This window comes from Neobacillus cucumis (assembly GCF_016908975.1).
GTDB classification, from domain to species: domain Bacteria; phylum Bacillota; class Bacilli; order Bacillales; family Cytobacillaceae; genus Neobacillus; species Neobacillus cucumis.
On sequence record NZ_JAFBEX010000004.1, the window covers coordinates 107,701 to 122,496 of the forward strand.

At 39.8% G+C, this 14,796-nt stretch carries 20 protein-coding genes; 4 read left to right on the forward strand and 16 right to left on the reverse strand.

Annotated elements, in window-relative coordinates; translation table 11 throughout:
• Positions 1–590 precede the first annotated feature (590 nt).
• The 4 genes from JOC76_RS06600 to JOC76_RS06615 all read right to left on the reverse strand — a co-directional run bounded on the left by JOC76_RS06600 (position 591) and on the right by JOC76_RS06615 (position 2,557).
• A complete protein-coding gene (locus JOC76_RS06600; RefSeq protein ID WP_205176806.1) occupies positions 591–1,064 on the reverse strand; it encodes a hypothetical protein in 474 nt (157 codons plus the stop codon).
• Positions 1,065–1,221: 157 nt separating this feature from the next.
• On the reverse strand, positions 1,222–1,425 hold the full coding sequence (locus JOC76_RS06605) for a hypothetical protein (protein WP_205176807.1): 204 nt from the start codon (positions 1,423–1,425) through the stop codon (positions 1,222–1,224).
• Between the two features lie 85 nt (positions 1,426–1,510).
• A complete protein-coding gene (locus tag JOC76_RS06610) occupies positions 1,511–1,720 on the reverse strand; it encodes a hypothetical protein (protein ID WP_205176808.1) in 210 nt (69 codons plus the stop codon).
• 93 nt (positions 1,721–1,813) lie between these two features.
• Positions 1,814–2,557, reverse strand: a complete 744-nt coding sequence (locus JOC76_RS06615; protein WP_205176809.1) for a peptidylprolyl isomerase — start codon at positions 2,555–2,557, stop codon at positions 1,814–1,816.
• 106 nt (positions 2,558–2,663) lie between these two features.
• Here JOC76_RS06615 and kapB point away from each other — a divergent pair, with 106 nt between their 5' ends.
• The gene (gene kapB, locus JOC76_RS06620) at positions 2,664–3,050 is read left to right on the forward strand and encodes a kinase-associated lipoprotein KapB (protein ID WP_205176810.1); all 387 of its coding nucleotides are present in this window, start codon (positions 2,664–2,666) and stop codon (positions 3,048–3,050) included.
• A gap of 38 nt (positions 3,051–3,088) precedes the next feature.
• On the opposite strand, the gene kapD is transcribed toward kapB, so the two are convergent.
• From kapD to JOC76_RS06660, 8 genes are all read right to left on the reverse strand, one after another.
• The gene (gene kapD / locus JOC76_RS06625; RefSeq protein ID WP_205176811.1) at positions 3,089–3,712 is read right to left on the reverse strand and encodes a 3'-5' exonuclease KapD; all 624 of its coding nucleotides are present in this window, start codon (positions 3,710–3,712) and stop codon (positions 3,089–3,091) included.
• Between the two features lie 178 nt (positions 3,713–3,890).
• Positions 3,891–4,277, reverse strand: coding sequence for a hotdog fold thioesterase (locus JOC76_RS06630; protein WP_205176812.1), 387 nt, complete (start codon positions 4,275–4,277; stop codon positions 3,891–3,893).
• Between the two features lie 126 nt (positions 4,278–4,403).
• A complete protein-coding gene (locus tag JOC76_RS06635; RefSeq protein WP_205176813.1) occupies positions 4,404–4,646 on the reverse strand; it encodes a hypothetical protein in 243 nt (80 codons plus the stop codon).
• Between the two features lie 152 nt (positions 4,647–4,798).
• A complete protein-coding gene (locus tag JOC76_RS06640; RefSeq protein WP_205176814.1) occupies positions 4,799–6,307 on the reverse strand; it encodes a leucyl aminopeptidase in 1,509 nt (502 codons plus the stop codon).
• Positions 6,308–6,407: 100 nt separating this feature from the next.
• On the reverse strand, positions 6,408–7,022 hold the full coding sequence (gene spsC / locus JOC76_RS06645) for a stationary phase survival protein SpsC (RefSeq protein ID WP_205176815.1): 615 nt from the start codon (positions 7,020–7,022) through the stop codon (positions 6,408–6,410).
• 104 nt (positions 7,023–7,126) lie between these two features.
• The gene (locus JOC76_RS06650) at positions 7,127–7,450 is read right to left on the reverse strand and encodes a YuiB family protein (protein WP_205176816.1); all 324 of its coding nucleotides are present in this window, start codon (positions 7,448–7,450) and stop codon (positions 7,127–7,129) included.
• 273 nt (positions 7,451–7,723) lie between these two features.
• Positions 7,724–7,864, reverse strand: a complete 141-nt coding sequence (locus JOC76_RS06655; RefSeq protein WP_205176817.1) for a YuiA family protein — start codon at positions 7,862–7,864, stop codon at positions 7,724–7,726.
• 202 nt (positions 7,865–8,066) lie between these two features.
• Positions 8,067–9,293: an NAD(P)/FAD-dependent oxidoreductase gene (locus tag JOC76_RS06660; protein WP_205176818.1), complete on the reverse strand. Its 1,227-nt coding sequence runs from the start codon at positions 9,291–9,293 to the stop codon at positions 8,067–8,069.
• A gap of 459 nt (positions 9,294–9,752) precedes the next feature.
• On the opposite strand from JOC76_RS06660, the gene JOC76_RS06665 reads away from it, so the two are divergent.
• Entirely contained in the window at positions 9,753–10,751 is a 999-nt protein-coding gene (locus tag JOC76_RS06665; protein WP_205176819.1) for an NAD(P)/FAD-dependent oxidoreductase, read from the forward strand.
• A gap of 143 nt (positions 10,752–10,894) precedes the next feature.
• On the opposite strand, the gene JOC76_RS06670 is transcribed toward JOC76_RS06665, so the two are convergent.
• Positions 10,895–11,260 carry a HesB/IscA family protein gene (locus JOC76_RS06670; RefSeq protein WP_205176820.1) on the reverse strand — a complete coding sequence of 122 codons (366 nt, stop codon included), beginning with the start codon at positions 11,258–11,260 and terminating at the stop codon, positions 10,895–10,897.
• Positions 11,261–11,385: 125 nt separating this feature from the next.
• The gene (locus JOC76_RS06675) at positions 11,386–11,625 is read right to left on the reverse strand and encodes a YuzB family protein (protein WP_205176821.1); all 240 of its coding nucleotides are present in this window, start codon (positions 11,623–11,625) and stop codon (positions 11,386–11,388) included.
• 218 nt (positions 11,626–11,843) lie between these two features.
• On the opposite strand from JOC76_RS06675, the gene JOC76_RS06680 reads away from it, so the two are divergent.
• Complete coding sequence (locus JOC76_RS06680; RefSeq protein WP_205176822.1) at positions 11,844–12,911, forward strand: NAD(P)/FAD-dependent oxidoreductase; 1,068 nt, start codon at positions 11,844–11,846, stop codon at positions 12,909–12,911.
• Between the two features lie 78 nt (positions 12,912–12,989).
• Here the strand turns inward: JOC76_RS06680 and JOC76_RS06685 are convergent, their stop codons facing one another.
• Positions 12,990–13,316, reverse strand: coding sequence for a YuzD family protein (locus tag JOC76_RS06685; protein ID WP_205176823.1), 327 nt, complete (start codon positions 13,314–13,316; stop codon positions 12,990–12,992).
• Between the two features lie 152 nt (positions 13,317–13,468).
• On the opposite strand from JOC76_RS06685, the gene JOC76_RS06690 reads away from it, so the two are divergent.
• Complete coding sequence (locus JOC76_RS06690; protein ID WP_205176824.1) at positions 13,469–13,708, forward strand: NifU family protein; 240 nt, start codon at positions 13,469–13,471, stop codon at positions 13,706–13,708.
• A gap of 59 nt (positions 13,709–13,767) precedes the next feature.
• Here JOC76_RS06690 and JOC76_RS06695 read toward each other — a convergent pair whose 3' ends face one another.
• Positions 13,768–14,757 (reverse strand): 2-hydroxyacid dehydrogenase, encoded by a 990-nt coding sequence (locus JOC76_RS06695; protein WP_205176825.1) that lies wholly within the window; start codon positions 14,755–14,757, stop codon positions 13,768–13,770.
• Between the last annotated feature and the right edge of the window lie 39 nt (positions 14,758–14,796).

Genomic DNA, 14,796 nt, shown 5'->3' on the forward strand with positions numbered 1-14,796 from the left:
GTTGTGGATGAAAGCAAGCGAAAGAGAAAACCTGTCCTTTTTGGTGGAGGTAAAGAATACACTTAAGAGATAGATGGCCTTATTCTGGCAACTTAAATGACATTCTTTTTGACTTAGAAATAAACATTAAGCAGAGTGCCTCAATTAATTGTATTGGCGCTATTTGTTCAATACGACCGGTGCTCCGATTTTCTTGGTAGTTCGGTCGTGTTGAACACGTTTAATCGACCGTTGCCCTGATTTTCTTAACGATTCGGTAGTTATGAAGCCGTCTTATCTACCCTTGCCCTGATTTTCTTTGCGGTTCGGTAGTTATGAACCCGTCTTATCTACACTTGCCCTGATTTTCTTTGCGATTCGGTAGTTATGAACTCGTCTTATCTACCCTTGCCACTCATAAGTCGATTACCTCAAATTGACACTTGTTTTAGCATTTTATCTGACATCTAAATTGACGTTAAACCTTAATCTAAAAAACAAAAAAGGCATGCTGCAATTTGCATGCCCTTTCAACTGTCAATTTGCCCTCGTGCCCCCGACAAGTGAGTTCTTTATTTCGGAAGGACGACAGGTTCACTTTTTACATTGATTTACTTATCTTTTTTCCGTTGGCCGGAGGAAGTAGGCTGCTGACCCATGAATCCACCCATTTGTGGGAGTCCGCTCATTTGTGGAAGTCCTCCCATTTGTTGCTGACCGCCCATTTGCGGGAACCCACTCATTTGCTGACCGCCCATATGTGGGAATCCTCCCATTTGCTGTCCGCCCATTTGCGGGAATCCTCCCATTTGCTGTCCACCCATATGTGGGAATCCTCCCATTTGTCCTGAGAATCCACCCATTTGCGGGGATCCAGCCATTTGTCCTGGGAATCCTCCCATTTGTCCTGGGAATCCGCCCATTTGTCCTGGGAATCCACCCATTTGTCCTGGGAATCCACCCATTTGTCCTGGGAATCCACCCATTTGTCCTGGGAATCCACCCATTTGTCCTGGGAATCCACCCATTTGCGGGAATCCTCCCATTTGTCCTGGAAATCCGCCAAATTGTCTTTTCTCTTCCATAAAATCGCCTCCTAATATTTCACTACTAGTGTATGTACCATTTTTTGGATAAGCTTAGATGAATACCTATGGAAGGTGAAAAAATATTAATTAGTTGGAGTTTGTGGATTTGATGGTTTTTGTCTTTGGATGTACGAATACGCTGATGCTCTTTCGGTCAGGACTGACGGAATTTCTCTTGGGCGTGTCCGAATACCTTGCTCTTTCGGACAGGAGGGACGAGATTTCTCTTTGGCTTGTCCGAATGTGATGCTCTTTCGGACAGATGGGACGGGATTTCTCTTGGGCGTGTCCGAATACCTTGCTCTTTCGGACAAGAAGCACGGGATTTCTTCTTGGTGTGTCCGAATACCTTGCTCATTCAATTTTAGAGATTAGTAGAAGCAATCAAGCTATTGAGTATGCCCTTAGTTGCCGCCATTGAAAGAAAAAAGAAACAGCTGACATCAACTGTTCCTTTGGATCGTTTGGTTCTTTATTAATTGTTCCTCTAACTCTTTTGCCTTTTTTTCTTCCCGCTTCGAAATTATTATAATCAGGCGCATGGTTAAAAGCGCACCAATTAAAAAGATGAAACAGGTAATACCCGCAGGGATGTATTCTGATTTATCTTTAGGAAAGTATAAAAATAATGCAAGTACAGATGGTAAGAACATTTTTATTCTCCCTTTCTATAAAGGCCCCTAATAAGTTCACCTTATTATATCAACAAATAACATTCCTTACCAATAAAGGAAACCATACTTAGATTACTTTAATACCTTAATTCCTTTAATCACTACATCTTTTTTCGGTTTGTCCTTGGCATCTACTGGTGTCTCTGCAATTTTATCGACAATATCCATCCCCTCAATGACTTGGCCAAACACGGTGTGACGATGGTCTAGCCATGGTGTTCCACCATTCTTATCATAAGCATCGATGATTTCCTTTGGATAGCCCGCCTGTTCCATCTGCGATTTCATGGAAGCATCCAGTTTACTTGATTGAACAATAAAAAACTGGCTTCCATTTGTATTAGCTCCGGAATTTGCCATTGATAGAGCACCTCGCAAATTGAAAAGATGGGTCGAAAATTCATCTTTAAATGGGGTCCCCCAAATACTTTCACCGCCCGTTCCATTTCCTTTCGGGTCACCGCCTTGAATCATGAAATCCTTAATAACCCGGTGAAAAATCAAACCATCGTAATAGCCATCTTGGCTATGTTTCACAAAGTTCTCAACTGCCTTAGGTGCATACTCAGGAAAAAGTTTAATTTTTATCGTCCCCATTGATGTTTCCATTTCCACTAGTTTTTCATTTTCAGCCACTTCTGTGGAAAGCTGTGGATACCCTGTACTTTTCACTTGCGTTGCTCCTTCCTTTTGTTCTGTTTTGGACGCTGTAGTTTTAGATGTCTTGGGTGCTTCTTCCTTCTGGCTTGTCCCGCATGATGCTAGCAAAAATACAGCTGTTAAAAACATAAAAATAAATGACCATTTCTTTCTCATTTATCATCCCTCCAATTCATAACTTTAAACTTTTTGCACTATGATTTTAATTTAGTCATAATGAAAGAGTGGAATCAAGTTAATTTATCAATAAGGGGTGGTTTATGTGACAGAATTGCAAGTTGGCAATGTGGTAACAGGTATTTATAAAACAGGGAAATATATCGGGGAAATCACAGAGGTACGCCCGCAGCATTATTTGGTCAGGGTACTTGCCGTTATGAAACATCCGATGCAAGGTGACCTACATAATCCAAAGGATGCAGATGTCCTTTTTTTTCATGAACGAAAAGCATTAAGTTACAGAGAGCAAGCAAATATTCCGAAGCAGATGGTGAAACCCTTTGAGGGCGAGGTCCCTGATTATCAGGAATCCTTAAAAGAGGCATTAGAAAAGATGAAAAAAGAATTAATCGAAGCTGGTTCAGAATGGGCAAGCATGAGCCTTCAGGCATTAGACTCATTAGAAAAAGATTTTTATAAGTTATTTTAAAAACATAAAGGCCAAATCAGTTTAGTTGATTTGGCCTTTTATGCGAATTCATTGAGAAGTTTTGAAAAATCAATTCGGTCACCGATTGTTGTTGGTTTTGGTTTTTCCAAGTATCGTTTATCCTTTTCGACTAGTTTGAATATATTGTAGGTAGTTAATGCATCATCCAATGCCCGATGATGTTTACCAGTTCCTTCTTTTCCATACTCCTGAACGGCTTTCCAGAGACCGGTTTGATTTTGGTCGCCAAAAAAGCGCTTATATTCCATTGATAAGTCTAGTTCCGCTCCATGAAATGGGAAATTAACCCCAGCCATTAAACAATTTTGTCGTAGTACCTTCATATCCATGTTTCCCCAAGTAACGATGGTTGTATCAACATTATCCTGATTGAATTCCGCCAATTTCTTAATTAGTTCGTATATGGATAAGCCCATATCCACCTGTTGCTGGGAGATATGTAAAAATGATTTGCAGCGTTCAGATAATTTGGGGAACTTTAATGGGGTTACATAGGATGAAAATTGTTCGATGACTTGATCATCTACAACAGCTACAATTCCAACCTCGATTATTTCCGCAAAGAAATCCTTCATACGAACATTTCGCTCTGGCATTGTAAACTCAAAATCAATAAATAAATATTGTTTTTTTGCTCTCATCGTCTTCACCGCCTTTTTTTCCATCTTACTATCATTATATAAAGATACCTGTACAAAAAATTGTGCGTTTTGTCTATTTTTTTATATCTATCATTATAACACGAATCACTCAAGAATTTTTTAAATTTTTGTACAATGGGCACAAAAAGAATGGAAAATCCATTCTTTTATAAACCAGTTATTTTTTACGTTTAATGATGGCCATTGTACATCTGGACACACAAATGAGCCGGTCTTGTTCATCAGTGATTTTTATGTCCCAGACCATCGTTGTTCGACCTTGGTGCAAAATGGTTGCTACTGCCGTGACCACTCCTTCTGTTTTTGGGCGGACATGATTGGCATTGATTTCTAATCCCGCTACGGCTTCTGTTTCTTTGTCAACAAGGTGATAGGCTCCAAGACTGGCTACGGACTCTGCTAAGGCGACAGAAGCCCCTCCATGAAGAAGACCAAATGGCTGTTTTGTCCGGTGGTCAACCGGCATGGTGGCTGTCACTTTTCCAGGCTCCATTTTTGTAATTTCGATTCCGAGTGCTTCAATTAATGTATTCTCAATCATCATCTTTACCCTCCGATATATATTATTGATTCCATATTAACCTATTCTTTACTAGGCTGCATATTCCTTTATGTATCTTACTTTTATAGAAAAAGAAAAAACAGCTGCGAGAGCTGTTTTCTTATAAAATCAATAAAAACCAGTGTATCCAAATCCTCCGAATCCTCCGAATCCACCAAATCCTGGATAACCAATCCCAGGGTATCCGAATCCAGGGTAACCGTAAAATGGCCGGGCAGCAAATGAAGCACCTAATCCCCCGCCAATTAATCCTCCTAAAAAGCTAAGTCCACCTATCGCTAAAGGCAGCCCAAAACCGAAAAATCGCTGATCCTGGACCGGGTATGGGTACGGGCTTCGATATGGGTACATACCGTATTACCTCCTTTTTGTATACTTGCCTACACTATTTCATATGCGAGAACAGCGGGTTTTGAGTGGGCAAATAGAAAAGCGAAAGCGCCCGTTTAGCGGTATTGGTGTATGTAAAAAAAGCTGCTGGAACTAATCCAGCAGCTTTTAGGTTATATCTCAATTGGTTCAAAGCGTTCTACGAATAGGGCAAGGGTACGGGTCATGACACCAGTGGCACCCGCTGGACCAAGATCATGGTCTTTAGAGGTGGTAGCCGTGCCAGCTATATCTAAATGAACCCACGGAGTGCCTTCCGTAAATTCGCCAATAAAGGCACCTGCCACAAGGGCATGCCCTTCGCTTCCAGGTGAATTATTTAAATCTGCGACTTTACTGTTGCGAACACGTTCCTTTTCCGTTTCAAATAACGGCAGCTGCCACATCTGCTCCCCTGCTTCGACAGCAGAATCCAATACCTGTTTATACAACCCATCATGATTGGTCATGGCACCCGTCGTATGCAATCCGAGCGCAGTAATCACTCCACCTGTTAAGGTAGCAACATCGACTAAATAATTCGCCCCATGGTGCTTGGCATATGTCACCGCATCTGCTAAAACAAGCCGGCCTTCAGCATCCGTGTTTAACACCTCAATCGTTTTTCCATTCATGGAGGTAATCACATCATCCGGCTTAAAGGCACCGCCGCTAATCATATTGTCTGTTGAAGGAATCACAGCCACTACATTTTGCTCTGGCCTAATTTCCCCGATAATTTCCATCGCGCCAAGAACAGCAGCAGCACCGCCCATATCGGTTTTCATCCCGACAATGCCTGCCTTCGTTTTAATCGAATATCCTCCTGTATCAAAGGTAATACCCTTCCCAACAAGTCCGATAACATCTGTCCATTCTTCTTTGCCTTGATATTTCAAAACAATCATTTTTGGCGGCTCTTCAGATCCTTTATTGACAGCAAGAAATGCTCCCATTCCAAGCTTCTCAATCTCCGCTTTTTCAAGAATTTCTAAATCGAAATCATATTTAACGGCGAGGTCTGTAGCATAGTTCGCCATGTCTGTAGCAGTAAGTAAATTACCTGGCGTATTGACAAGTGTACGGGCCGAATTGGTTCCCCTTCCAAAGGCATAACCGACCGATAACGAGGCTTTCACATCCTCTTCTACCAAGGAAGCACAATACACGGTAACCTTCTCAAGTCTTTTCTCCGGCTCATTTGATTTTTGTTTATATCCATCGAATTGATAAGTGGCGAGCGCCATCGCTTCACTCAACGCATGAGCGGCATCTAAACTACTTATTTCCTCCGTCACAAACGTATCTAAATAAACCGCTGTTTCCTCGAGTTTACTTGCTTTTAATTGTTTGAAGACCTTACCGAAAGATGACCGAAGTTTATCGAAGGATAATTCCTTTTCTTTTCCGAGCCCCACAAAGTAGAGGCGTTTTGCCCCTATTTTCCCAAAACTATGTACTTTTGTTATGTTTTTAAGTTTAGCGGAAAGATCACCGGACCTAACTAATTCTGTTAACTGCCCCTCAAATCTTTCATCCAAACCTGCTAATTCACCCGTAAATTTTTCTGGTTTTTCAAATAAACCAATAACCAAACTTGCATGACTTGTCGTTAAATCTAACTCTTTTTTTGCAGCAAACAAGTTACTTCACCTCCAAAATATACAACTCCATTATAACGAAAAGGATTATTTATTTCGAGCATAGTAAAAGCAGGCGAAATGCCTGCCTTTTTTAAAAATATTATCTTTTCTCCGAGCTAATATATTGTTGACGGAACACCTGGAGCGATTTATTATTATTTAAAGTTTGTAATTGTTCTTCGGTAAGGTGGCCATTTCCTTTTTGGACGACATATACATCCACCTGCTTTTTGCCCCATTGCTTATAAACATCTTCAACCGTCTTATAATATAGGTCTAACTCATTTCCTTTAATAGCACCTCCCTTATCGGCCACAACTCCATACCCATAACCAGGGATAAATAGAATGGTCCCAATCGGAAAAACGTTTAAATCAGCAGCAACAGTAGAAAATAAATCACGTTTTACTTTGACACCTGAGTAAGTAATTCCATATTCAGGATGACCCTGGTTTTTCCCAGTGGATTCATATCCTGCCGTATAACCTGTAGCTGTCACTGTTTGTTTAGGGTACTTGGACCAATCAAAGGCATCCTCAAGTAAGGGTGTTGAGGGGGCAGCTGAAACAGGTTTAGTAAACGAAATTACAGAAATAAATGGCATGATCATGGATTTAATATTCACGCCAGTAATGGACTGAAAGGTCGCGGCTAAAGCCAAAACAAACAGGCAAACAAGCGCGAACCGCTTCGTCCCATTTTTCAATTTGTTCATTGAATTTTTCACTCCTCCAAAAATATTCATCCCCAAAGTGAAGGGAAATATACAAATGGAGGAAAAATTTATAACAAAAAAGACCTTTACACACGGTAAAAGTCTTAAAACATTTGATATCCACTTTTTCGTAATAGCTTAATCGTAATTCCAGCCGCAATGGCGCCTGCTAAACCGCTAAGTAATATGAGAATGTCTGCTGTGGCAAGCGAGCTGAATCTTGTCCCAAGATCTTTAAAGGCCATTTTACTATTGGTAAAATATGCTACGAATTCCACTTTATCTACAATAAAAATAGCGATAATTGGATAAATAATGGCCATTACCCATGACATTCTTAGGAGCATATTCAGAATAAAACCGATTCCAAAAAACAATACAAAAAATAGCACGATAGAGATAATTAGGACTACAATGCTCATATGCACCAGACATTCCCCCTTTATACATCAACAATTAGTGTACTTAAATAGATAAAGAGAGTCAAGAATAAAAGCGGAAGCACCCGTTTAGCGACGTATGGACTGGAGCTCATCGACTGAGATAAAGGAAACACGAAGAGCGTCAGCTTTTTCGTGTTGACTTATCGTAGGGAGATGAGCGAAGTACACTAGTCGCTGGGTGCTGGAGCTGGACAATTCTCAAAGTCAATTATATTTAATTTTAAACAAAAAAATAGCCTCTTACAATAAGAAGCTGTTCTAGTTACTTTCGTTATCTATTTTCTTGCCGGTCCCCTCGCAGCTTGGGCAAGTTTCAGAACCGCCAAGTACTAATTGAAAATATCCTTTTCCGTCACAATATTCACAGGTTTTGGTCTTATCAACCGTTTCCACCTTCATCCTTATTCGCCCCCTTGGAATATTAACTTAATTTTCTGATAATATACCAAGGTTTAGCGAAAAAGACAAGAGCTAAATTCCTCCATATTCGCAAATGAAAGCGAATACATGTCAGATTACCTTCCATTTCCGAGAGGTTGCTTTCAATATCAGAAAATTAAAAAAGGACAGATCATCTCTGCCCCTCTTTTATCACTTCAATTTAGAAGAAATTAAATTTACCTTTTTTCAATACCATTCCAGCGCCGCCAATCATAAATAGCGCACGGTTATCGACTACTTTCTTCATAAACGATGCTTTTCCACCGGTAAGCTTTTTACCAAAAACCACACCAATCGCATCATCTTCACCAAGAGAGCAAACAGTCCCTTTATTATCGAACGTAAAGCTTTCTAGTTCAGACTTATTACGGATTAGAGCAGCAATATTCTTAGCAGTCAATTCTGCTTGCTGCATCGCAATTTGTGCTGTTGGCGGATATGGACGGTTAATTTCTTCATTGATCACAAGTGAGCTGTCACCAATGATAAAGACATTATCAAATCCAGGAACGCGTAAGTCAGGTTGAACCTTTACACGACCGCGCATAGCATCGAAGCCTGATTTTTCAATAACTGAGTTACCACGAACGCCGGCTGCCCAAACAACCGTTTCAGACTTAATTTCATATGGCTCTGCATCGCCTTTGGCAACAAGAATACCGCCAGGAACTGCTTCTTTAATAGCTGTACCGATTAAAAACTCTACACCTTTACGTTCTAATGTAGAAACGGCATAGTTAACTAGTTCAGGGTCAAAGCCTGGCAATACAGTTGGCGCTGCTTCGACACAATAAATTCTCACTTTGTGGAAATCTACATCATATTCATGACATAATTTTGGAATTCGGTTTGTTAATTCGCCAAGGAATTCAATACCGGTAAATCCTGCACCACCCACCACAATGGATAGGCGATTGTCGTTCTTTTCTTCTTCCATATTATAAGTGGCAAACTGATATTCAATGTGCTCACGTAATTGACGGGCAGAATTAACATTTGTAATACCGAATGCATATTCTTTTAAGCCTTTGATACCGAATGTTTCTGGTTCACCGCCAAGAGCGATGACTAAATAGTCATAATCCACTTCGCCTTTTTCCAAAACGACTTTCTTTTCATCTTTTTTAATTTCCACGACCGTATCTTGTACAAAATCAACTTTACTGCGGTCGATAACATCACGAATATCATAACGAACTTTATCATGGTGTAGCGTACCAGCAGATGCCTCATGCAACCATGTTGTTTCATAATGATAGTCATTTTTATTTACTAATACAATATCCGCTTCATTTACACCGATTAACTTTTGCAAACGAACTGCTGTAAGCAGCCCGCCGTACCCTGCACCAAGAATAACAACTTTAGGCTTTTTCAAAGTGATCACTTCCACCTTTGTAGTATTTTTAAATAAATGTTCTTTTTCTTATATTCCACTGCTATCACAATTTTTATTTTACTTTACTGAAAAATGTATGTGAGATACTTCACGATACATGACAAAAAAATTATGTGATTTTCTTCACGAATAGGAATATAGAAAAAAATATATACAAAAGTACATAGAAAATGAACGAGGAATGTTAACTAAAAAAATGAATAAGATAAATAGAGCCTCTTTCACACAAATGTACTTGTTTCGTCACATATTTTTAACAATATATTCACAATACATCTTATGCTACTTTCTCTCTCTTTTCAAGCCATTTATCTAAAATATTTTTTAATAATTCACTTAACCATAATTTTACTTTTTCTGAATATTTTGTTTTTAAATATAAGGATTCTTTCCCTATGTGTTAAGATAAGGAAAATGGTTTGTTACTACTTGTTGGGGGGATGCTGAGTGCAAGAAGATCCAAGGGTTTATGATATTACGATTATTGGCGGCGGTCCTACCGGTCTATTTACAACCTTTTATGGGGGGATGAGACAAGCAACAGTTAAAATCATTGAGAGTTTGCCGCAGCTTGGCGGTCAGCTGTCAGCCCTATATCCAGAAAAATATATTTATGATGTAGCGGGTTTTCCTAAAATTAGGGCCCAAGAATTAGTCCAAAATCTAAAAACACAAATGGCTAAATTTGAACCCACAGTAGTCCTAGAACAGTCGGTTGAAAAGGTCGAAAAACAAGAAGAAGGCATTTTTAAATTAACAACCAACAAGGAAGTCCACTATACTAAATCGGTTATTATTACTGCTGGTAATGGAGCCTTCCAGCCGCGCCGACTAGAGCTAGAAAGTGCACAGCAATATGAGAAGAAGAACCTTTATTATTTTATAGAAGATTTAAATCAATTTGCCGGGCAAAATGTCGTTGTCTTTGGCGGCGGGGATTCCGCTGTCGACTGGGCTTTAATGCTTGAGCCAATTGCTAAATCTGTAACAATTGTCCATCGCCGCGATAAATTCCGTGCCCATGAGCACAGTGTAGAGAATCTCTATAACTCCAAGGTTGAAGTAAAAACCCCATATGTTCCAGCTGAGTTACTCGGTGATGAAAAAGGAATTAAACAAGTCGTCCTGAAGACAGTAAACGGGGAGAAAACGGAAACGATTGATGTGGATGCCGTTATTTGTAATTATGGATTTGTTTCTACATTGGGGCCTATTAAGGAATGGGGACTTGAGATCGAAAAGAACTCGATTGTCGTTAACTCAAAAATGGAAACCAATATCCCCGGAATCTATGCAGCAGGAGATATATGTACATATCCAGGAAAAGTTAAACTAATTGCCTGTGGATTTGGTGAAGCCCCAACAGCGATCAATAATGCAAAATCCTACATCGACCCTAAAGCAAAAATACAGCCGATTCATAGTTCTTCGATGTTTGATAATTAGAAAAGCGCAAGCGCCTTGGTCAGCCCCGACAAGCTTAAGACCTCGAGGGGCTAGGCGCTGGAGCTGGACAATTCTCGAAGTCAAAATTAATACTTTCTTATTCAAGCAAAAAGGCGTCAGATTGACGCCTTTTTTGCTTGTTTTTAGCATTCTTCTGGTGTTCCCGCTGCTGTCGCTGTACGAAACGATGAACCACAACCACATGATGCGATGGCATTTGGATTATCAATCGTGAAACCGCCGCCCATCATCGACTCTTTGTAGTCAATTTTGGTTCCTTGTAAAATCAGTGCACTCTCTTTATCAACTAGAACCGTAATTCCATGCTGAGCAAACTGGAGATCATCTTCGTTTACTTCATGGTCAAATCCCATTCCGTAGGATAATCCGCTGCATCCCCCGCCCTTTACACTCACACGTAAAAAGGCGCCTTCTTCTTCATTATGTTTCATCATTTCTTTAATGTGCAATGATGCGGCTTCCGTTAAAATAACAATCTCATTACTCACAATTACTCCTCCTTTTTTCTGAGGCTTTTAATTTAGTATATACACTTATAAGGTAAGTCTCAACTGATTAAAAGCACCATTTTTAAACGATGACATTATATAAAAAGGAGCACAGCTGCTCCTCCTTAAAACATTGGATTTTCTTCCAAGTATTGATAAATGTTCTCTACCAGATCCTCTGGGCTATCTCCCGTTACGACCTCTCCGTTAACTAACGCATAGAGTGAGAGGGCACATTTTCCACAGTATCCTAAACAACCATACTCTATTATATCCAGATTCGGATCTCTTTGTAGTTTTTCAAGTGCCTTTTGAGCACCATTTGCCAGATTGCTTATACAAAACTCAATGATTGGCTTAATCAATGTCTTCACCTCTTCACACTACCCTATCCTACCCTAATTATGCAAAGCCGTCAATTACCACGTTTGCCCACTGTCTGTCAATACCTAAGTGAAAATGTTGTTATTTTGACACATATTAGTTATACTCAAATGTGTTTGAGTAGATAATATGATCCTACTATTTTTAAATCATCCATACTATTTTGAATAATGCCAGATAAACAAAGGGGTAATTAATTATGAAAAACCTTGTGATTCTTGGTGGCGGTTATGGCGGAATGAAAATATTAAACGAGCTTCTTCCAAACCATTTGCCTGAAGACGTGACCATCACACTTGTTGATCGCGTCCCATATCACTGCTTAAAAACCGAATACTATGCCTTAGCCGCTGGAACGATCTCCGATAAGGAAGTAAGGGTAGCTTTTCCTGAACACCATCGCTTACAAGTTAAATATGGTGAAGTCACTAGTATCGATACCAAGGAACAGAAAGTAATCCTAAAGGATGATGCACCGATTTCCTATGATGATTTAGTCATTGGTCTTGGTTGCGAAGACAACTACCACGATGTCCCTGGTGCCGCCGAATATACTTACAGTATCCAATCGATCGAAAAGGCAAGGCACACCTATTCTGTTTTAAATAACCTTGGTCCAGGGGCTGTAGTTGGGATTGTCGGTGCAGGTTTAAGTGGAGTTGAATTAGCAAGTGAGTTAAGTGAAAGCCGTGAGGATCTTTCGATTAAATTATTTGATAGAGGCAAACACATTTTATCGTCATTCCCAGAGCGGTTAAGTAAATATGTTGAAAACTGGTTTGTGAGAAATAATGTCGAGATAATTAACCAATCCAACATTACCAAAGTAGATGAAAAACAAATCTATAATCACGATGAACCAATTGATTGTGATGTCATTGTTTGGACAGCAGGTATTCAAGCCAGTCACATTGTTCGCCAAATGGACGGTGAAAAAGACCGCTCCGGAAGATTAGTTCTTACCCCTCACCATCATTTGCCTAATGATGAACATGTCTTTATTGTGGGTGACTGTGCCAGTTTACCATACGCTCCTAGTGCCCAATTAGCAGAAGGTCAGGCTGAACAGATTGTAGAAGTATTAAGAAAGCGCTGGAATGGTGAAGCATTGCCTGAAACATTCCCGCCGATTAAATTAAAAGGTGTCCTTGGCTCGCTAGGAAAAAAACAAGGCTTCGGCCTCATGGCTGACCATGCGATCACAGGTCGAGTCGCCCGCCTCATAAAATCAGGAATACTATGGTTGTATAAATATCATAATGGTTAAACCAAAGCTCCGAAGTACACTGAGTGCTGGAGCTAGACGTGTAAAAAGAAGCATTCCAACCCGGAATGCTTCTTTTCATCAAACTGCTTTTAAACCGCACTTCTCTAGTTCGGCAAAAATCGTTTTTAAGCGAGGATTGCCTTCACCGACAATTTGATCTTTAATCACAACAACCGGATAAAACAAATCCTCCTCGATGACTCGTTTTGCAAATGCTATTTTTTCTGGGTCACCTGATGGCTGATAAATGTCGACGTAGGTCATTTTAAAAGGCTGATTGGGAAATTTCCTGGCAATGGCTGCTTCCAGCCATTCAATAGTGTCTCTTGAAGAGGGTAAGTTCACACAGCTTGGACATAAAGTTTCTGCCCCATATAAGACAATTTCAACTTCATTTTTCCCCATTTAGAATCATCCCTGTTCGTTTTCTTTTATTTTATACTATAAAAATGATTAAAACTAAAATTAGGTATTTAAATGTGTATTTTCCTAATTTCTGAGAATGGATTTTTAGCACTAATCACATTATAATATAGTTAGGAAAGGAGTCGATTACAATGGCAACAGAAACTCAAATGTTTGAACAAGTTCAAGAAGTATTAGATAAATTACGTCCATTTCTTCTTCGCGACGGCGGGGATTGTGAATTAGTAGATGTAGAGGAAGGTATTGTTAAGCTTCGCCTTTTAGGTGCTTGCGGCAGCTGCCCTAGTTCTACCATCACACTAAAAGCAGGTATCGAAAGAGCCCTACTTGAAGAAGTTCCTGGCGTTGTTGAAGTCGAGCAGGTTTTCTAACATTTACTTAATAATTACAAAAAAGCGATTGCCTTAAAAGGCAGTCGCTTTTTCATTTATTAACCCCTTACCAAAGGGCGCCAGTCTTTGTTTACTAAAGTCTTGGGCTCTTTTCCCTCTAATATAGCCATAATATTATCGATACATAACTGAATCATGATCGTTCTGGTTTCCATGCTTGAACTCCCGATATGCGGAAGTGCAACAACATTAGATAGCTTTAATAATGGATGATCAGCATTTATCGGTTCTTTTTGGAACACATCTAATCCTGCTCCAGCAATTTCCCCAGCCAAAAGTGCTTCATATAACGCCTGCTCATCTACTACCGCACCTCTTGCAGCATTGATAAAAATAGTTGAGCGCTTCATCTTTTGAAAAACTTCACGAGTAAACATATTTTTTGTCTCTGGTGTAAGTGGGGTCAGACAAACAATGAAATCTGACTTGGTAACAAGCTCATCAAAAGAAGTATAGACAACTCCTAACTGCTGCTCAACTTCAGGTTTTCTTGTCCGGTTGTAATATAGAATATCCATATCAAAGCCTGTAGCGCGTTTGGCAACAGTCTCACCAATTTTACCCATTCCAACAATCCCTAGCGTTTTATGGTGAATGTCTTGACCTGCTAAAAGATAAGGGCTCCAGCTCTGCCATTTTCCTTCTTTGACGAATTCAGCTGACTCCACAATCCTGCGGGCCGCAGCCATCAAGAGTCCAAACGTTAAATCGGCTGTTGTATCGGTTAATACATCTGGTGTATTACAAATTGCTATACCGTTTTTACTTGCCGTTGTTAAATCAATATTATCATAGCCAACGGCCAGGTTTGCCACAACTTTTAGATTCTTCCCTGCGTTCAGAACACGTTCATCAATCGAATCAGCAAGTACGGTAAAAAGGGCATCCGCTTTCTTTGCTTCTTCAATTAAGATGTCTTTCGGAACAGGAATATCATCATGTTTCCACATATTGACGGTAAATCTTTCTTGCAATGGTTTGACAAGTTCGTTTGGAAGCTTCCGAGTAATATATACGTAAGGCTTCATATGGTATCACATCCTTAGCTGGTATAATGTTAGTGTATC